At 71.9% G+C, this 18,800-nt stretch carries 16 protein-coding genes; 5 read left to right on the top strand and 11 right to left on the bottom strand.

The annotated features are described in order from the left end of the window. Positions 1-45 precede the first annotated feature (45 nt). Both ABIQ69_RS03310 and ABIQ69_RS03305 read right to left on the bottom strand, forming a co-directional pair. A complete protein-coding gene (locus ABIQ69_RS03310; protein ID WP_350348984.1) occupies positions 46-1,017 on the bottom strand; it encodes a sugar ABC transporter permease in 972 nt (323 codons plus the stop codon). Between the two features lie 5 nt (positions 1,018-1,022). Continuing rightward, entirely contained in the window at positions 1,023-2,318 is a 1,296-nt protein-coding gene (locus ABIQ69_RS03305; protein ID WP_350348983.1) for a sugar ABC transporter substrate-binding protein, read from the bottom strand. A gap of 86 nt (positions 2,319-2,404) precedes the next feature. Between ABIQ69_RS03305 and ABIQ69_RS03300 the strand changes: the two genes are divergently transcribed. Further along, positions 2,405-3,400 (top strand): BadF/BadG/BcrA/BcrD ATPase family protein, encoded by a 996-nt coding sequence (locus tag ABIQ69_RS03300; RefSeq protein ID WP_350348982.1) that lies wholly within the window; start codon positions 2,405-2,407, stop codon positions 3,398-3,400. Positions 3,401-3,569: 169 nt separating this feature from the next. Further along, positions 3,570-5,183, top strand: a complete 1,614-nt coding sequence (locus ABIQ69_RS03295; RefSeq protein ID WP_350350064.1) for a stealth family protein — start codon at positions 3,570-3,572, stop codon at positions 5,181-5,183. Here the strand turns inward: ABIQ69_RS03295 and ABIQ69_RS03290 are convergent. From ABIQ69_RS03290 to ABIQ69_RS03280, 3 genes are all read right to left on the bottom strand, one after another. After that, positions 5,170-6,147: a phosphodiesterase gene (locus tag ABIQ69_RS03290; RefSeq protein ID WP_350348981.1), complete on the bottom strand. Its 978-nt coding sequence runs from the start codon at positions 6,145-6,147 to the stop codon at positions 5,170-5,172. The genes ABIQ69_RS03295 and ABIQ69_RS03290 overlap by 14 nt on opposite strands. Continuing rightward, complete coding sequence (locus tag ABIQ69_RS03285; RefSeq protein WP_350348980.1) at positions 6,089-7,930, bottom strand: acyl-CoA dehydrogenase family protein; 1,842 nt, start codon at positions 7,928-7,930, stop codon at positions 6,089-6,091. Before ABIQ69_RS03285 ends, ABIQ69_RS03290 begins: the two co-directional genes overlap by 59 nt. A gap of 99 nt (positions 7,931-8,029) precedes the next feature. Beyond that, the gene (locus ABIQ69_RS03280; protein WP_350348979.1) at positions 8,030-8,989 is read right to left on the bottom strand and encodes an alpha/beta hydrolase; all 960 of its coding nucleotides are present in this window, start codon (positions 8,987-8,989) and stop codon (positions 8,030-8,032) included. Positions 8,990-9,247: 258 nt separating this feature from the next. Between ABIQ69_RS03280 and ABIQ69_RS03275 the strand changes: the two genes are divergently transcribed. The 3 genes from ABIQ69_RS03275 to ABIQ69_RS03265 all read left to right on the top strand — a co-directional run bounded on the left by ABIQ69_RS03275 (position 9,248) and on the right by ABIQ69_RS03265 (position 14,254). Continuing rightward, positions 9,248-10,162: a lytic transglycosylase domain-containing protein gene (locus ABIQ69_RS03275; protein ID WP_350348978.1), complete on the top strand. Its 915-nt coding sequence runs from the start codon at positions 9,248-9,250 to the stop codon at positions 10,160-10,162. 256 nt (positions 10,163-10,418) lie between these two features. After that, entirely contained in the window at positions 10,419-12,152 is a 1,734-nt protein-coding gene (locus ABIQ69_RS03270; RefSeq protein ID WP_350348977.1) for an ABC transporter ATP-binding protein, read from the top strand. Then, positions 12,149-14,254: an ABC transporter ATP-binding protein gene (locus ABIQ69_RS03265; RefSeq protein ID WP_350348976.1), complete on the top strand. Its 2,106-nt coding sequence runs from the start codon at positions 12,149-12,151 to the stop codon at positions 14,252-14,254. Before ABIQ69_RS03270 ends, ABIQ69_RS03265 begins: the two co-directional genes overlap by 4 nt. A 74-nt stretch (positions 14,255-14,328) precedes the next feature. Here the strand turns inward: ABIQ69_RS03265 and ABIQ69_RS03260 are convergent, their stop codons facing one another. The 6 genes from ABIQ69_RS03260 to phnD form a co-directional block, all read right to left on the bottom strand. Continuing rightward, positions 14,329-14,481, bottom strand: coding sequence for a hypothetical protein (locus ABIQ69_RS03260; protein WP_350348975.1), 153 nt, complete (start codon positions 14,479-14,481; stop codon positions 14,329-14,331). Positions 14,482-14,560: 79 nt separating this feature from the next. Continuing rightward, positions 14,561-15,187 (bottom strand): TetR/AcrR family transcriptional regulator, encoded by a 627-nt coding sequence (locus tag ABIQ69_RS03255; RefSeq protein ID WP_350348974.1) that lies wholly within the window; start codon positions 15,185-15,187, stop codon positions 14,561-14,563. After that, positions 15,184-15,981, bottom strand: a complete 798-nt coding sequence (locus ABIQ69_RS03250) for a tyrosine-protein phosphatase (RefSeq protein WP_350348973.1) — start codon at positions 15,979-15,981, stop codon at positions 15,184-15,186. Before ABIQ69_RS03250 ends, ABIQ69_RS03255 begins: the two co-directional genes overlap by 4 nt. Further along, positions 15,978-16,856: a phosphonate ABC transporter, permease protein PhnE gene (gene phnE / locus ABIQ69_RS03245; RefSeq protein WP_350348972.1), complete on the bottom strand. Its 879-nt coding sequence runs from the start codon at positions 16,854-16,856 to the stop codon at positions 15,978-15,980. The genes ABIQ69_RS03250 and phnE overlap by 4 nt, the downstream gene beginning before the upstream one ends. After that, the gene (locus ABIQ69_RS03240) at positions 16,853-17,737 is read right to left on the bottom strand and encodes an ATP-binding cassette domain-containing protein (RefSeq protein WP_350348971.1); all 885 of its coding nucleotides are present in this window, start codon (positions 17,735-17,737) and stop codon (positions 16,853-16,855) included. Before ABIQ69_RS03240 ends, phnE begins: the two co-directional genes overlap by 4 nt. After that, positions 17,737-18,636, bottom strand: a complete 900-nt coding sequence (phnD, locus tag ABIQ69_RS03235) for a phosphate/phosphite/phosphonate ABC transporter substrate-binding protein (RefSeq protein WP_350348970.1) — start codon at positions 18,634-18,636, stop codon at positions 17,737-17,739. Before phnD ends, ABIQ69_RS03240 begins: the two co-directional genes overlap by 1 nt. Between the last annotated feature and the right edge of the window lie 164 nt (positions 18,637-18,800).

Here is an 18,800-nt window from a genome sequence, read left to right as displayed (position 1 = left end):
GGCCGGTGCGCCGGGTGCGCGGGATCTCGCGGGTGAGCTCGGCGGTCACAGCTCCTCCTCCTTCAGCATCGTGCGGACGTAGACGACCGTGATCACGAGCAGGAGCAGCGTGAGCAGCACCGCGATGGCGGAGCCGAAGCCGTAGCGGTTCTGACCGAACGACTCGACGTAACTCCAGACGCCGAGGTTCAGCGCCTCGCGGTTGGAGCCGGCACCGCCCGGCATGAGGTACACCTGCGCGAACACCTTGAAGTCCCAGATGGTGGACAGGATGATCACGACCGAGAACACCTGGCGGAGGTTCGGCACGATGACCTTGAAGAACCGGCGCCAGGGGCCGGCGCCGTCCATCTCAGCGGCCTCGAGCATCTCCTTCGGCACGCCGAGGAGGCCCGCGAGCACGGTGACCGCGACGAACGGGAAGCCGTGGTGGACGACGTTCAGCAGCACGATGGCGTAGAAGCTCCACCGGTTCGTGAACCAGTTCACGGGTTCGTCCTGCAGGCCGAGTGCCTGCAGCGTCTGGTTGAAGATGCCGCGATCGGCGTCGAAGATCCAGACCCAGACGTAGGTGCCGGTGACCGCGGGCATCGCCCAGGCCACCATGATCGCGCTGCCGACGACGGTGCGCCAGAACGGGCCGAGCGAAGCCATGAGCACCGCGACGCCGGTGCCGAGCGCGACCGTCGCCGCGACGGCGAGGATCGCGAAGCCGAACGTGTTCGGCAGCACCACGCTCCAGAGCGTGGGGTCGGTGAAGACCTCGGCGTAGTTCGCGAGGCCGATCCAGTTCGGTTCGCCCGAGACGATCTCGCGCAGGCCGTAGTCCTGGAGGGAGAAGAGGACCACGCGCACGAGCGGCCAGAGCAGGAGCACGGCGAGCACCGCGAGCGCGGGGGCGAGCAGGAGCCAGGGCCGGAGCCGGGCGATGGGGCTCCGGCGGCGGCCGGCGCCGCCGGCCGCGCGAGGGGAGGGTGCCCCCTGCGCGACCGGCGGCGCCTGGATGGTGCTGGTCACGTCGGTCAGTCGCCGTTCATGATCTGGTTCATCTCCGCGGCGGCGTCGGCCGTGGCCTGCTCGACCGTCTTCTGCCCGGAGAGGATGGCCTGGATGGCCGTGTTGGTGGTCTTCTTCGCCTGCACAGCGCCGAACTTCGGCGTCACGGGCACGGATGCCCCGCCGTCGACCATCTGCGTCGCGAAGGGCGTCACCAGCGGGTCGTCGGACTCGAGCGTCTGCTCGAGCAGCGACGTCTGGCCGGGGAAGTAGCCGGTCTGCTCGGCCCACGCCTCAGCGAACTCGCCGGTGGTCATGAGCTTGATGAAGGCCCAGGCGAGGTCCTTGTTCTCGGCCGTCTCGAACATCGACAGGTGCGAGCCGCCGAGCACCGACGGCGAGATGCCGCCGTCCTTGCCGGGGATCGGCGTCGCGGCGAACTTGCCCTCGAGGTCGGCGTTCTTCTCGATGATGGTGGCCGGGGTCCACGAGCCCATGAGTGCCATGGCGACGTTGCCCTGCACGAAGTTGTCGAGGACGTCGGTCTCCTTCCACGTCGTCGCGCCGGCCGACGAGAAGCCGTACTCCGTGGCGAGGCCGGTGTAGAAGCCGATGCCCTCCTGCGACTCGGCGCTGTCGAGTCCCGAGACCCACTCGCCGTCCTCTTCGACCGACACCTCGCCGCCGGCGCCCCAGACCCAGGGGTACACGCCGAATTCGGCGTCGCCGGGCACGGCGAACGCGATCATCTCCGGGTGGGCGGCCTTCACGGCTTCGCCGGCCGCGACGATGTCGTCCCAGGTCTTCGGCGCCTCGAGCCCGAGCTCGGCGAACAGGTCGGAGCGGTAGACGAGCGAGCGGACGCCGGCGTACCAGGGCATGCCGTACAGCTCGTCGTCGTAGGTGCCGGATTCGACGAGCCCCTCGACGAGGTCGCCGCCGAGGTCGTCGCCCTCGACGTACTCGCCGATGGGCGCGAGCGCCCCGGCGTCGGCGAACTCGGCCGTCCAGGTGGTGCCCGTCTCGGCGACGTCGGGCGTGGTGCCGCCCGCGATGGAGGTCACGAAGCGGTCGTGGGCGTCGGCCCACTGCACGAACTCGACGTTGAGCTCGGCGCCGGTCTCCTCGGTGAACGCGTCGCCCACCTCGGCGAAGAACGCCTCGGAGTCGGGGTTGGTGCCCTGCATGATCCAGACGTCGAGCGTCTGACCCTCGGCGTCGGTGGCTCCGCCGCCGTCGTCGGTGCTGCCGCCGGCGCAGGCGGAGAGCGCGAGCGCGGCGGTGACGCCGAGCGCTGCGAGGGGAAGCAAGCGTGTGCGCATGATGGATGGACTCCTCGTGTGGAACTCTCAGTGGTGCGCCGCGCTCAACCGCGACGCTGCAAGGTGATTGGAAGTAGTATTCGGGAATGACGGCGAGTCTGCAAGGATTTTCCAGAACTCGAGCGCTCGTCGTCGGAGTCGACCTCGGCGGCACGGGCAGCCGAGCCGCGCTCGAGCCCGTCGACGCGCGCCTCGGGGCCGAACCGGGCGCCCGCCGCACCCTCGACGGCGCCCGCGTCGCCGTCGCGAGCGACGGGTCGAACGTCATCGAGGTGGCCGAGGCGCTCATCAGCGCCGTCCGTCTGCACTGGCCGGGCACCCCGATCGCGGCGATCGGCGTCGGCGCCGCCGGCGTGACCTCGCTCGTCGCGGACCCGCCCGCGGCCGCCCGGCGGCTCGCGCGCGTGGCCGGCGCGCCCGTCGCGCTCGCCGCCGACGCCGTGACCGCGCACGTGGGCGCACTCGGCGGCGAGGCAGGCACCGTCGTCACGGTGGGCACGGGCACCATCGCGCTCGGCACCGATCTCGCGGCGACCTGGCGCCGCGTCGGCGGTTGGGGCCACCTCTACGACGACCGCGGATCCGGCGCCTGGGTCGGCATCGCCGCCCTTCGCGCGGCGATCGAGACGCACGACGGGCTCCGCGACGACGGCGGTGCGCTCCTCGGCGCCGCCGTCGCCCGATTCGGCCCGCCGCCGTCCTGGCCCGCGCAGCTCTACCCGCGCGGCGACCGCGGCGGCGTCCTCGCCGGACTCGCGACCGAGGTCGCCCGGCTCGCCGACGACGGCGACCCGGCAGCCGCCGCCATCCTCGACGAGGCCGGCCGCCTCGCCGCCGGCACCCTCGCGGCCGCCCTAGACCCAGCGCTCCCACCCACGGCGTCGTACGCGGGAGGCATGTTCGCCTCGCCCCGCTTCGCGGCCGCCTTCCGCCGGGAGTTCCGCCTCCGGGCGCCGGACGCCCGGCTCCGCGAGCCGGCAGGCACCCCGCTCGACGGCGCCGTCGGACTCGCCCGTCGGCTGGCCACCGCGCCGGACGGCCTCGGCGAGGGGCATCCCCCGTACCTCTGGATCGGCCGCTGACGGCCGCACCCGCCGCCGACGCCTACAATCGAGTCATCCCCACCGCCGACCGACTGGAGACCCCTTCGACGTGACCGACCGCGATCTCGACGCCCACCGCCCCACCGCCTTCACCCCGGCCGAGCCCGCCCCGCCGCCGAGCTTCGAGATCGCCGACGCGCCCGAGCTCGTGCTCGTGCGCGGACGCCGGTTCGATCGCGACGACATCGTCGTCCGCAAGGGCGAGTACGCGCTCCGCAACGGGCATACGACGCCGCGTCAGTCGATGGTCGAAGACCTCCTCGAGCTCCGCCGCGTGCTCGACGCCGCCGGCATCCGCCACCTCCTCGTCCGCGGCGACGGCGACCGGCCCGTCATCGCGGTCGACCGGGCCGAGCGCCGCGCACTCGCGCGCGCCCTCGCCGACGCGTTCGCCGACGAGCCGTTCTACTCGGTGCCCATCGCGCCGAAGAAGGCGAAGGGCACCGCGCCGGTCCTCCTCGCCGACGGTGCGCTCTCCGCCCACCGCAAGGCGAGCGCGTTCCGCATGTACCGGCCGCGCATCGAGCCGCTCGGCCGCCTCCGCTACGGCGCGGACACCGCCCCGCAGCTCGAGCTCTGGCGCTTCGGCGACGAGCTCATCGAGGCGCCGCTGCCGAACGCCCTGATGCGCCCGACGATCCCCCGCGGTGAGGCCGTCGAGTCGACCGTGCTGCGGTACGGCGTGGAGTGGGCGACCGTCGAGCACATGTGGGACCCGCTCGCGAGCGACGTCGACTTCGACATCGACCTCGTCTTCTCCTGGGTCGACGGCTCGAGCGACGAGTTCGTGCGCGAGCGCGCGAAGCGCATGCAGAGCTACGTGGTGGGCGAGGGCGACGACTCGGAAGCGCGCTACCGGCAGATCGACGAGCTGAAGTACGCCCTCCGCAGCGTCGAGCTGTTCGCGCCGTGGATCCGCCGCATCTTCATCGCGACCGACTCGCCCGCCCCGAAGTGGCTCGCCGACCACCCGAAGGTGCGGATCGTGCGCAGCGAGGAGTTCTTCGCCGACCCGTCGGTGTTGCCGACGCACAACTCGCACGCGGTCGAGAGCCAGCTGCACCGCATCCCCGGGCTCGCGGAGCACTTCCTCTACTCCAACGACGACATGTTCTTCGGCCGGCCCGTCTCGCCCGACCTGTTCTTCTCCCCGGGCGGCATCACGAAGTTCGTCGAGGCCGGCACGCGCATCGGCCTCGGCGAGGCCGAGCCGCATCGCAGCGGGTTCGAGAACGCGGCGCGCGTGAACCGCGCCCTCCTCGCCGGCCGCTTCGGCAAGGTCACGACCCGGCATCTCGAGCACTGCGCGGCACCGCTCCGGAAGTCGGTGATGCACGAGCTCGAGGAGGCGTTCCCCGAGGAGTTCCGCCGCACGGCGGCGAGCCGGTTCCGGTCCGCCACCGACATCTCGGTGACCAACTCGCTGTACCACTACTACGCGCTGCTCACCGGCAAGGCGGTCACGCAGACGCAGGCGCGGGTGCAGTACATCGAGACGACGCTGCGCCGGGCGCTGCCCGCGATGGATCGGCTGCTGAAGCGCCGCGATCAGGACATGTTCTGCCTGAACGACGGGTCGAAGCCCGAGATCTCGGTGGAGCAGCGCACGCGCGCGGTGACGGACTTCCTCGAGCGGTACTTCCCGTTCCCCGCGCCGTGGGAGCGTCCGGTCGACGACGAGTCGGCGAGCGCGGCCACGGCTGCCGCCGCCGGCGCGGCCGGCACTGCCGCCGGGGCCGGGAGCGCCCCTACGGGAGCCTGATCGGCTCGGTGAACGGCCCGTCCGCGAGGGCCCGTTCGAAGGCGGCCTCGTCGAGCTCGAACCCCGCGAGACCGCCCTCGGTCGCCGGCGCGAACCGGATCCCGTCGGCGCCGAGACGGCGCGCCGACTCCTCCGCATCGATCCAGTCGAGCGCCGGGAACGCGCCGAGCGGCACGACCGAGTGCAGCACGGTCGACGGGTACACGTGCACGAGATTGAACGCGCGTGCCCCGTCGCGGCCCCTGGTTCCGCCCACCGGCACGTTGAGGTCCTGCGTGTAGCAGGTCGCCGAGGCGACCGAGACGGGGACGCCCGCGAAGGTCGCCGTCGTCGAGTAGTGCAGGTGGCCGGCGATGATCGAGCGGATGTCGCTGCCGGCGACGACCTCGGCGAGGCCGGCCTGGTCGCGGAGCTCGACCGAGGCGGCGAGGTCGAGCACGCTCGGTACGGGCGGGTGGTGCATCGCGAGGATCGTGCCGTACGGGGCATCCGTCGCGAGCTCCTCGGCCAGCCAGTCGAGCTGGTCGTCGGCGACCTCGCCGTAGTGGTGACCCGGCACGGTGGAGTCCAGCGTCACGACCCGGAGGCCCTTGACGTCGTAGACCCGGTCGACGGGTCTGGTGCCTCCCGCCGGCTGATCGAGCAGGCCCCGGCGGAACGCGGCGCGGTCGTCGTGGTTGCCCATCACCCAGATGACCTCGGCGCCGAGCCGCTCGGCCGCCGGCTCGACGATGCGGCGCAGCCGCGCGTACGCGTCGGGCTCGCCCTTGTCGGCCAGGTCACCCGTGAAGACGAGCGCGTCGGGGCGGCCGCCGGATGCCTCGAACTCGTCGAAGAGCTGCCGCAGATGCGTCTCGCTGGCGACGCGATCGTAGAGGCGCCCGCCTCCGGCGAGGAGGTGGGTGTCAGAGATATGGAGGAGGAAGTGGCTCGGCCTGGGATATTCGGCCGTTCGACTCGTCACGGGATTCCCATTCGTTCGACTCTGCGCGCAGCTTCGGGCGTCTGTGCGCCACGGTAGCCGAACACGCCAGTCTGAACGTCCGATGAACGCGGCGTGTGGCGTTTCGGACGCGTCGCCGACGGTCAGGCGCGCTCGAGGATCGCCCCCACGTCGGCCCCGACGGCAGGACGCCGTACTGCAGGCCGCCGCGCCCGCCGAGGCGCGCCGCGACGAACACCTCGGATGCCTCGCCCGGCGCCTGCTCCAGCATGAGGGCCGACTGGAGCAGGAGCGCGAGCCGCTCGGTGAGCTCGCGGGCGCGCAGCGCCGCTCCGCCGGCGGCCGGGTCGCGGGCGATCTCGTTCCGCAGCTCGTGCACGAGCGCGCGCGTCTCCTCGAGCGCGGCGTCGAAGGCGGCGTGTGCTCCCGCGGCGCGGCCGACCTCGCCGAAGAACGCGTCGAACGCCTCCGGCTCGCGCGCGAGGACTCGCAGCACGTCGAGGGCGATGACGTTGCCCGACCCCTCCCAGATCGCGAGCAAGGGCTGCTCGCGATAGCGCCGCGCGAGCGGGAACGCCTCGGTGTAGCCGTTGCCGCCGAGGCACTCCAGCGCTTCGGCGGCATGGCCCGCGCCGCGCTTGCACACCCAGTACTTTGCGACGGCCGTCGCGAGCCGGCGGAACGCCTGATCGGCGTCGTCGTCGTACGCGCGGGCGAGGCGCATGGCCGTCCACGTCGCGGCCTCGGCCTCGAGCGCGAGATCCGCGACGACGGCGCGCATCGCCGGCTGATCCACGAGCAGCGCGCCGAACGCGCGCCGGTGGCGCACATGCCACGTCGCCTCGGCGACCGCCTGACGCATGCCCGCCGCCGTGCCGATCACGCAGTCCAGCCGCGTCCGCGTCACCATCTGCACGATCGCCGCGACGCCCCGGCCCTCCTCGCCGACGAGCCAGCCGACCGTGCCGTCGAACTCCACCTCGCTCGACGCATTCGAGCGGTTGCCCAGCTTGTCCTTCAGCCGCTGGATGCGGAACGGGTTGCGGGTGCCGTCGGGGAGCACGCGCGGCACGAACACGCAGCCGAGCCCGGACGGGGTCTGCGCGAGCACGAAGAAGGCATCGCTCATGGGCGCGCTGCAGAACCACTTGTGCCCGGTGAGCACCACCCGTCGGCCCCACGCCTCGTCGTCGCCCGTGAAGCGCGCGGTCGTCGTGTTCGCCCGGACGTCGGACCCGCCCTGCTTCTCCGTCATCGCCATGCCGACGAGCGCCGACGCCTTCGGCTCGTCGCCTGGCAGCACGAGCGCCGGCTCGTACGTGCGGCTCAGGAGCCGGGGCATCCAGTCGCGTTGCAGGGCTGGTGCGGCGAGCGCGAGCGTGGGCACCGCGGCGTGCGTCATCGAGACCGGGCACGCGTGACCCGGCTCGATCTGGGCGAACAGGAGGAAGGCGGCGGCGCGGTCGAGATTCGCCCCCGGACCGGGCTCGGCCCACGCCGACGTGTGCGCGCCGGCCGCGACCGCCGCCGAGATCACGCGGTGGTAGGCGTCGTCGTAGTCGACTTCGTCGATGCGGGCACCCCAGCGGTCGTGCGTGCGGAGGAGCGGCACCCGGGTGTTCGCGAGCTCCGCATCGCGCTGGAACGCGGCGGACCCGACGTGCCGGCCGACCGCTCCGAGCCGCTCCGCCGCACCCGGCGTCCCCCACCGGGCGACCGCCTCGACGAGCGGGACGTTCCCCGCGAACTCGTCGATGCCCTCGCGGGGCGGCACCTGGTTCAGCACGTCATGCGTCTGGATCATCCTCGACCTCCGCGTCGATCATCGCGCACTCGCCGGCGCACGCGACCCGACCCGCGGGCACCTGGCTCGCGGGTCGGGTCGGGTGGTCGGCTCGCCGGCTCAGCGCAGCGCGTCGCCGAGCAGCTCTGCGGCCTGCCGTACCGCGGCCACGGCGGCGGCGGTCTCGTGCAGCGCGTTCAGCATGACGAAGTCGTGGATCGTCCCGAGGTAGCGCACCGCGGTCACGGGCACGCCCGCCTCGCGGAGCTTCGCCGCATACGCCTCGCCCTCGTCGCGGAGGACGTCGGCTTCCGCCGTGATCACGAGGGCGGGCGGCAGGCCGGCCAGCTGCTCGGTCGAGGCCCGAAGCGGCGAGGCGAGCAGCGAGGCGCGCTCGGCCGGGTCGGTCGTGTACTGATCCCAGAACCACTGCATGCCGTCGCGGCGCAGGAAGTACCCCTCGGCGAACCGCCGGTACGATTCGGTGTCGAACGAGGCATCCGTCACGGGGTAGAACAGGGCCTGGAAGCGGATGGCGAACTCGCCGCGCTCGGCGGCGAGCCGGGTGAGCGCGATGGCGAGGTTCCCGCCCACCGAGTCGCCCGCGACGGCGAGGCGGCCTCCGTCGAGGCCGTACGCCGCGCCGTCGAGCGCCGCCCAGCGGGCCACCGCGTAGGACTGCTCGATGGCGACCGGGAACCGGGCCTCCGGCGATCGGTCGTACTCCGGAAACACCACCGCGGCGTTCGCGCCGATGGCGAGGTCGCGCACCAGCCGGTCATGGGTGTGCGCGTTGCCGAACACCCACCCGGCGCCATGCGTGTAGACGATGACGGGCAGCGCGCCCGTCGTGCCGGCAGGGCGCACGATGCGGGCCGGCACCCGGCCGGTCGGTCCGCCCTCGACCTCGATCCAGTCCTCGTCGACGGCGGGCTTGGCGATCTCGCTCGACTGCACCTCGTCGACCGCGGCGCGGCCCTCGGCGGGCGGCAGCTCGAAGAGGAACGGCGGCGTGGCGGTGGCCTCGACGAAGGCCTGCGCGGCCGGTTCGAGGGCGATGCGGTGCGGGTTGGCGTCCATGGTGCGTGCTCCTTCTCTCGGCGGCCGGGCCGCTCGGTGGGTCGTGCTTCCAGCGTGGCGCGGTGCGTCATCGCAGACCCCACGCGGGGCGACAGCCGCCCCACGCATCCCGCCAGATGCCTCGCGGCCGCCTCTTGCGGACCCCGGCCGACGTCTCTAAGGTGACCCGGGTCAGAGGAAGTCCCGCGGGAGGGGTTCCCGCGGCCGATGAGCAGGACGGGCCGAGGCGCCGGCGGGTGCGCGGCCCTGGGGGAACGCATGGGCCACGCCGAACCGTCGTCGACCGATCTCACCGAACCCGAGCAGCTGATCGGCAGACGCGGACTCCGCGGCAGCATCCGCGCCCTCGTGGCTGCAGCCGCCGTGGTCGGCCTCGCCGCGACCGGCGGCACCGGGTTTCTCGCACAGACCACCGCGCTCGAGCGCGAGCAGGCCGTCGCGGCCACCGCAGGACTCACCGCGGCGGCCGATATGGAGCCCGACCAGCTGCGCGTGACCGGCGACATCCTCCGCTCCCGGGTCGCCGGCGCGGCCACCGCCGCGCTCGCGGAGGCCCAGGCCGTCGCCGCCTCCGCCGCCGGCAAGGCCGACGCGGCCGACCTTCAGGCCACGCTGGCGCAACTCGAGGGCTATGAGCTCATCGCCCCGGAGCGCGTCTACGACCTGGTGAAGGTCGCGCGCGACCAGTCGGCGGACGTCGCCTCGGCCGTCGCCGAGTTCGACCGGCTCGAGGCCGAGCGGAAGGCGGCAGAGGAGGCGGCACGCCAGGCCGCGGAGCGGGCGGCCGCCGAACGCGCCGCCGCCGAACGTGCGGCCGCCGCCCCGCAGGCGCCGGCACCGGGCGGCGGCACGCCGGCACCGCCCTCGAACCCGAGCGAGGCGCAGGCCATCGCGCGCGACATGATCGCGTCTCGCTACGGCTGGGGCGAGGACCAGTTCGGATGCCTCGTCGCGGTGTGGAGCTACGAGTCGGGCTGGCGCGTGAACGCGTCGAACCCGAACGGCGCCTACGGCATCCCGCAGGCGCTGCCCGGGTCGAAGATGGCCTCGCACGGCGCCGACTGGCAGACGAACGCCGCGACCCAGATCTCGTGGGGCATCGACTACATCGCGGGACGGTACGCGACCCCGTGCGGAGCATGGGCGCATATCCAGTCGGTGGGCTGGTATTGACGATCACCGGGGCCCGCTGATCGACACCTGTAGCGCGCACGCGGCCCGATCAGGAGGCGGATTTCGCCCTCGGTGAACGGCAGAGTCAGGGGTCCTTCAAAACTTGATTCGGACCCTCCGAAATGAGAGGTTGAAACGCTGCGCGGGCGCATGGGGGTGCGACGCCGCGCGCCCATGGGCTGTCGAACTGCACGCATGAACGCGTCGGAGCGGCATCCGAAGCCTTCCCTGTTCGCGCCCCCGACTCGGAGAACTGATGCTCGCACGACTCCTCGTCCGCTACCTCAAACCGTACAAATGGCTCCTCCTCGGGGTGCTGGTCTTCCAGTTCCTCTCGGCGCTGGCCAGCCTCTACCTGCCCAGCCTCAACGCCGACATCATCGACAACGGCGTGTCCCAGGGCGACACCGGCTACATCTGGTCGACCGGCCTGTTCATGCTCACGATCTCGCTCGGCCAGATCACCGCATCGATCATCGCCACCTACTTCGCCGCGAAGGCCGCGATGCAGGCGGGCCGCGACATCCGCGACGACGTCTTCCAGCGCGTGTCGAGCTTCTCCGAGCGCGAGGTCTCGCGTTTCGGCCCCGGCTCGCTCATCACCCGGAACACGAACGACGTGCAGCAGGTGCAGATGCTCGCGATGATGGCGGCGACGTTCCTCGTCACCGCACCCCTGCTCGCGATCGGCGGCATCATCTTCGCCCTGCAGCAGGATGTCGGGCTCAGCTGGATCATCGCCGTCTCGGTGCCGACGCTGCTCGTCATCGCCGGCCTCATCATCAGCCGCATGGTGCCGCTGTTCCGCAGCTACCAGCACAAGCTCGACGGCGTGAACCGCATCATGCGCGAGCAGCTCACGGGCATCCGGGTCGTGCGCGCGTTCGTGCGCGAGCCCATCGAGGAGGAGCGCTTCCGCGAGGCGAACACCGACATCATGGTCGTCGGCCGCAAGGTCGGTTCGCTGTTCGTGCTGCTGTTCCCGCTCGTGATGCTCGTGCTGAACGTCACGGTCATCGCGGTCCTCTGGTTCGGCGCGATCGAGGTCGACCAGGGCGACGTGCAGATCGGCACGCTGTTCGCGTTCATGCAGTACGTCATGACGATCCTGAGCGGGGTGCTCATGGCGAGCTTCATGACCATGATGATCCCCCGCGCGGCCGTCTCGGCCGGACGCATCCGCGAAGTCCTCGACGCCGACACGTCGCTGGAGCAGGCGTCGGACGCCGTGTCCGCGTTCCCCGAGACCGGCACGGTCTCGTTCCGCGAGGCCGAGTTCACCTACCCGGGCGCCGAGCACCCGGTGCTGGCCGGCATCACCTTCGACGCGGCCAAGGGCGAGACCGTCGCCGTCGTCGGGTCGACCGGCGCCGGCAAGACGACCCTCGTCTCGCTCATCCCCCGGCTCTTCGACGTCACCGGCGGGCAGGTGCTGGTCAACGGCGTCGACGTCCGCCAGGCCGACCTCGAGGCGCTCTGGAACACCATCGGCCTCGTGCCGCAGCGCCCCTTCCTCTTCAGCGGCACCGTCGCCTCGAACCTGCGGTTCGGGCGCGAGGAGGCCACCGATGAGGAGCTCTGGCACGCGCTCGAGATCGCTCAGGGCCGCGACTTCGTCGAGGCCATGGACGGCAAGCTCGAGGCCCGCATCGCGCAGGGCGGCACCAACGTCTCCGGCGGCCAGCGCCAGCGCCTCGCCATCGCCCGCGCGATCGTGCACCGGCCCGAGATCCTGGTCTTCGACGACTCCTTCTCGGCGCTCGACCTCACGACCGACGCCAGGCTGAGGCAGGCGCTCTGGCGAGAGCTGCCAGACGTGACGAAGATCGTGGTCGCGCAGCGCGTGTCGACGATCACCGACGCCGACCGCATCATCGTGCTCGAAGACGGCCGCATGGTCGGCATCGGCACGCACGACGAACTCCTCGCGACCAGCGACACCTACCGCGAGATCGTCGAATCCCAGCTCGGAGTGGAGGCGCAGCGATGAGCGACCGCAAGACCAAGACCCCCGCAGCCGGGCCGGCGCCCGAGCTGACCGAGGAGGAACGGCTCGAACTCGAGCTCGCCGAGCAGGCGCGGATCTCCGCCGACGACTGGAGCGGCGCCGTCGCCCCGGGCAAGGCGAAGAACTTCCGCCAGAGCTTCGGGCGCCTCCTCGGCCTGCTGAAGCCGCACGCGTTCGCGTTCGCGCTGGTCTCCCTGCTCGGCGCCGTCGGCGTCGTCCTGACGGTGCTCGCACCCAAGGTGCTGGGCGAGGCGACGAACATCATCTTCGCGGGCGTCATCGGGAAGCAGCTGCCTCCCGGCACGACCACGGAGCAGGCGGTCGAGGGCCTCCGCGCCGCCGGCCAGGAGGAGCTCGCGAACGTCGTGTCCGCAGCCGGCGTCACGGCCGGCGAGGGCGTCGACTTCGTGCGCCTCAGCCAGGTGCTGATCATCGTGCTCGCGCTCTACTTCGCCGGGTCGATCCTCACCTGGCTCCAGGGCTACGTGATCAACGTGATCATGGTCCGGACGATGTGGCGCCTGCGTGAAGACGTCGAGGCGAAGATCAACCGGCTGCCGCTGCGCTACTTCGACAAGGTGCAGCGCGGCGAGCTGATCTCGCGCGTGACCAACGACATCGACAACATCACCCAGACCATGCAGCAGTCGCTCTCCGGAGCGCTGACCGCGGTGCTGACCGTGGTGGGCGTGCTCGTCATGATGTTCTCCATCTCGTGGCAGCTCTCGCTCGTGGCGCTCATCTCGCTGCCGCTCATGGGCGTGATCTTCGGCGTCATCGGCCCGAAGTCGCAGAAGGCCTTCGGCATCCAGTGGCGCAAGGTCGGCCGGCTGAACGCCCGCGTCGAGGAGTCGTTCTCGGGCCACGCGCTCGTGAAGGTCTTCGGTCGCGAGGAGGCCAGCCGCGAGGCGTTCCGTGCGGAGAACGAGGAGCTGTACCAGGCCTCGTTCAAGGCGCAGTTCCTGTCGAACATCATGATGCCCGCGATGATGTTCATCGGAAACCTGATGTACGTCGGCATCGCCGTGCTGGGAGGGCTCATGGTCGCCACGGGCCAGCTCCGCCTCGGCGACGTGCAGGCGTTCATCCAGTACTCGCAGCAGTTCACCCAGCCGCTCTCCGAGCTCGGCGGCATGGCCGCGGTCGTGCAGTCCGGCACGGCGTCGGCCGAGCGCGTCTTCGAGCTGCTCGACGAGGACGAGCAGGAGCCCGACGCGGTGGACGCGCCGGCCCCGGCCGACGGCGACGGCACCATCGAGTTCGACCACGTCGCGTTCTCGTACACCCCCGAGCGCCCGCTGATCACCGACCTCTCGTTCCGGGTCGAGCCCGGCCAGACGGTCGCGATCGTCGGGCCGACGGGTGCCGGCAAGACGACGCTGGTGAACCTCATCATGCGGTTCTACGAGCTCGACGGCGGGCGCATCCTGCTGAACGGGCAGGACATCGCCGAGCTCACCCGCCACGACATCCGGGCGAAGACCGGCATGGTCCTGCAGGACCCGTGGCTGTTCGCGGGCTCCATCCGCGAGAACATCCGCTACGGCCGGGCCGACGCGACCGACGAGGAGATCCTCGCCGCCGCGAAGGCCACCTACGTCGACCGCTTCGTGCACTCCCTCCCCGAGGGCTACGACACGGTGCTCGACGAGGAGGCGTCGAATGTCTCGGCCGGTGAGAAGCAGCTCATCACGATCGCCCGTGCGTTCGTGGCGCAGCCGAGCGTGCTGATCCTCGACGAGGCGACGAGCTCGGTCGACACCCGCACCGAGCTGCTGCTGCAGCACGCGATGGCCGCGCTCCGCGAGGGCCGCACGTCGTTCGTCATCGCGCACCGGCTCTCGACGATCCGCGACGCCGACCTCATCCTCGTGATGGAGCACGGCGACATCGTCGAGCAGGGCACGCACGAGGAGCTCATCGCGGCGAAGGGCGCGTACTACCGCCTGTACAACTCGCAGTTCGAGCAGGCGGCGACCGACCTCGACGCGGAGCTCGCGGCCGAGCCGGGCACGGTCGTGACCGACGCCGACGGCGTCGCCGAGGGCGAATCCGAGGCGGAGTCCGACGCGGCGAAGGTCTGACGACCGGCGCCGGAACAACCGAAACGGGCGGATGCTTCGAAGCATCCGCCCGTTTCGTCGTCTTCGGCCGTCGGTCAGTCGTCGCCGTCGGCCGCGCGCCGGTCGGCCTCGGCAGAGTCGATCAGGTCGTCGTTCACGTCGGGGTCGAGGCCCTCGTCCTCGGTGTCCACGGGGAACCCGTGCTCCTGCACCAGCGGCTCCTCGAGGGGGTCCACGAAATCGGTCATCTGCTTGCTCCCTTCCGAGGCGAGCGTACGACGCGCGCGGAGCGCCGGGAAGGGGGCTTCCGTCGGCCCGGGGATCCCGCTACGGGAGCATCCCGCGCCACGCGACATCCAGCGCGGCGCGGCAGCGTGCGCGCGTCGCCGGGTCGTCGAGCCGGTCGCCGCGCACCACCAGCTGGTAGTAGAAGACCCCCGCGAGCAGGTCGAAGCAGGCCTCGATGTCGAGATCGTCGCGCAGCTCGCCGCGCTCCGCGGCGTCGCGCAACGCGGACTCGAGCGACCGGCGCCGGCGCGAGACGTGCGAGCGCCAGTACGCGTGCTGGAGCTCGCGGTCGGCCATCGCCAGCCGGATGCGCTGGCGGAAGCGCTGCTCCGGGTACGTCGCCGCCTCAGGGCCGTCGACCGCCCCGAGCAGGGAGTGGATGAGCAGCTCCCGCAGATCGGTGCCCGCCGGGATGGGAGCCGGCACCTCGCGGCCGACGTCGAGGGCGGCGGCGACGAGCGTCGTGAGCGAAGGCCAGCGGCGGTAGAGGGCGGCGCGGCTCACTCCGCTCCGGGCGACGATGCGCGCCACCGTCACCGGCTCGTCCGCGTCGATGAGCTCGAGAGTCGACCGCACGATGAGCCCGTCGAGCTCGTCGTCGCGCGGACGGCCGGGCCCGCGGCGCATCGCGGGCCCGGCCGTCTCGAGCAGCCCGGTCGTGCTCATCCGGCGAGGGCGCGACGGCGGAGCCGGGCGACCGTGTCCTCGCTGAGCCCGGCAGCGCGGAGCGGCGCGAGTGCGTCGCCGTGCCGCTCGCGGAGGCGTGCGAGCATCGTCCGCATCGAGACCTCCATCGGCTCCGACGAGATCGCCGCCGCCGACAGCTGCTCGAGGTCGAAGCCGAGCCGGGCGAGCAGCACCCCCATGGCCGGTCGCATCCTCTCGTGGATGGCCGGCATGTTCGCCTCGGTGCGGGCGTAGTCGGTGACGATGTCGTCATCGTCCGCGCCGAGCGCCAGCAGCAGCGTCGCGGCGAGCACGCCCGTGCGGTCCCGGCCCGCGGCGCAGTGGAACGCGGTCGCGCCCGGCGAGAGCGCGATGATCGCGAGCGCGCTCGCGAGCTGCGGGGCGGCCTGCTCGACCATGCGCGCGTACATCTCGCCCATCGCGAGATGCTCGAGCGCCGCAGGCCCCTCCTCCGGCATCCCGGCGCCGATGCTCGCCATCAACGGCAGGTGGTGGTACGCCACCGGCTGGGCGGCGAGCGGCCCGCGGCCGGTGATCGCGGTCTCGTCGCCCGTGCGCAGGTCGATGACCGCCGTGAGTCCGCGCTCGACGAGAGCACGGGCATCCTCCTCCGTGATCACCGACAGATCGTCGGCCCGGATCGCGAGGCCCTCGCGGAGCACGCCGCCTGCGATCGGGATGCCGCCGAGGTCGCGCAGGTTGACGGGCGCGCTGAGCTCGACGGCGAACGGCTCGGCAGCGGATGCCGCGGGCGCGGGGGTGGTGATGGTCACGTGATTCTCCTTCTGATGAGGGCGCTGCCCTGGTCGATGGCGGTGACGAGCACGATGATGCAGAGGATGATCGCGCTCAGGTGGCCGTAGTCGTACATGCGCATGGCGGTGGTCAGTTCGAGTCCGATGCCGCCCGCGCCGACGAGGCCGAGGATGGTGGCGCCTCGCACATTGCCCTCGAACAGCAGCAGCGTGTACGACACGAGCAGCGGCGCGGCCTGCGGCAGCACGCCGTACTGGATGACCTGGCGCTTGGACGCGCCGACGGCCTCCATCGCGACGATCGGCCCGCGGTCGACCGACTCCATGGCCTCGGCGAAGATCTTGCCGATCGAGCCGAGCGAGCCGAGGGTCATGGCGAGGATGCCGGCGAACGGCCCGAGCCCGACGGCCGAGACGAACATCAGGGCGAACACGAGGTCGGGCACCGACCGGATGATGTTCATCGTCCACCGGGCCGGGTAGTACAGCCACTTCGGGGCGATGTTGGATGCCGCGGCGAACGCGACGATCAACGACAGGACGGCGCCGAGCACGGTGCCGACGATCGCCATCTGCAGCGTCTCGATGAGCAGCGCGATGATGGTGCCGAGGTCGGAGAAGTCGGGCGGGAACAGGCGTCCGAGGAACTCGGTCATGTTCACCGCGCCGTCCGCGAGCTTCGCGAAGTCGAACCCGGCGCCCGCGAACGACCACATCAGGACGATGACCGCGACGGGGATGCCGATGAGGAAGCGTGTGCGCGGCACCGAGAAGGCGCGCTCGAGGCGCCGGCGCTCGGCGTCGTCGAGGTGCGGAGCGGGTGCCGGAGCGGTGCCCCGCGTCGCGGCGCCGCCCGTTGCTGCGGTGCGCGGCCGGTCGCTCGTCGTGGTCATGAGCGGCTCCCCTCTGCGTCTCCATCCGTGATCGCATCGTGGCCGGCGGCTTCGCCCTGGTCGGCGTCGTCGTAGAGCACGCCGAGGTCGGCGGCCGTGAGCCCGGCCGTCGGCGCGGAGACGAGGACCTCGCCATGCCGGAGCCCCACGATGCGGTCGCTGTGGGCGAGCGCGAGGGGCAGCACGTGCAGGCTCACCAGCACCGGGATGCCCTCCTCCGCGGCGATCTCGCGCAGCAGTGACAGCACCGAGTCAGCGAGCCGGGGATCGAGTGAGGCCACGGGTTCATCGGCGAGGAGCATCCTCGGCCGCTGCATGAGGGCGCGCGCGATGGCGACCCGCTGCTGCTGCCCGCCGCTCAGCGAGCGAGCGGGATCGGTCGCCTTGTGGGCGATGCCCACGCGGTCGAGGTACTGCATCGCCAGCCGGCGCTGCTCGCTGCGGAACGCGCCGACGAGGTTCAGGGGTCCGGCGTCGTGCAGCCCGCCGGTGAGCACGTTCGTCAGCACGCTGAGCCGCGGGATCAGGTTGAACTGCTGGAAGACCTGGCCGACGTCGGAGCGGAGGTCGCGGAGCTGCCGGCCGCGGAGCGACCCCACGTCGCGGCCGGCCACGCGAGCCGAGCCGCCCGTGATGGGCGCGAAGCCGGTGAGGGCCCGCATGAGGGTCGACTTGCCGGAGCCGGAGGCGCCGAGCAGGGCGACGGTCTCGCCGGGGAAGAGGTCGAGGTCGACGCCGTGGAGCACGGGGGCGCCGCCGTACGAGACGCGGAGACCGCGCGCGGCGAGGAGCGGCTCGCCCCGGCCGGCCGGCGGCGGTGTCGGCACCGCGGCCGGCCGGTCGCGGTCCGCGGCTCGCACAGCGAGGACGGGCGAGGTCATCAGCGCAGGTCCTCGAGCTTCACCCCGGCGACGGCGGCGATGTCGACGAAGCCGTCGAAGAGCGAGGGGTCGGGGTCGATGATCTCCTCGAGGCCGATGAAGCCCTCGCCGAGGGCGCCGAGCGCCTCCGCGTGCTCCTCCGAGAAGACCTTCGGCAGCGCCTCCTGCAGCAGGGCGCGCGTCTCGTCGTCGAGCGACTGCCGGGCGAGCACACTGCCGGCGACCGGCATCGACGGGCTCTCGCCGACCGCGCGCCACTCGCCATCGGCGAACGGGAACATCGGCTGGCCCAGCTGCGTGAGCATGACGGCCGTGCACGCGGCATCCACCTGGCCCTGCTGGAGGGCGACGAAGCTGCCCTCGTGACCGCCGGCGAAGATCGCCTCGTAGTCCTCGCCCTGCTCGAGACCGGCTTCGTGCAGCATGTACACGGGCATGAAGTAGCCCGAGCTGGAGGCCTGGTCGGCGAAGGCCACGGTCTTGCCCGCGAGGTCCTCGACCGTCTGCACGGGCGAGTCGGCGAGCACGACGCACGTCGAGACCGGGTCGTCGCTGCCGGCCCACGCCAGCAGGGCGTCGACCTCGCCGGTGTTCACGGCGAGCGCGGACGGGAAGCCGCTCATGATGCCGATGTCGACGTGGTCGGCACGGATGGCCTCGACGACGCTCAGGTAGTCGGGCACGTCGGTGATCTCGACCTCGCGGCCGGTCTCCTCCGCGAGGAGCTCGGCGAACGCGTCGACGGGGTTCTCCTGCGTCGGGTCGTCGCCCATCGGGATGGTGGCGATCGTGATGGGCGCATCGGCCGCAGCGGCCTGGTCGGTGCCGGCCTGGCAGCCGGTGAGGGCGAGGGCGCCCACGCCGAGCAGGCCGAGCGCGGGGAGGAGGTGGCGGCGCATGGGGGGTCCTTCCGAGTGGATTCCGAGAACACCGGTAGGCAATCTCCGCGAGGTGTCGGGCAATTACGAGACCGCCGGACTGGAAATGGAACGGAATGTGAACAGCCGGTGCAGAACATACCGCGCGGTCGGTATGCTGGCGGAGCGGCTGCGTCCGCGACGAG

The sequence above is a fragment of the Agromyces sp. G08B096 genome (genome assembly GCF_040267705.1).
Lineage (GTDB): Bacteria > Actinomycetota > Actinomycetes > Actinomycetales > Microbacteriaceae > Agromyces.
The sequence above is the reverse complement of the archived record's forward strand: the minus strand, read 5'-3'. Positions and strand labels throughout refer to the sequence as shown.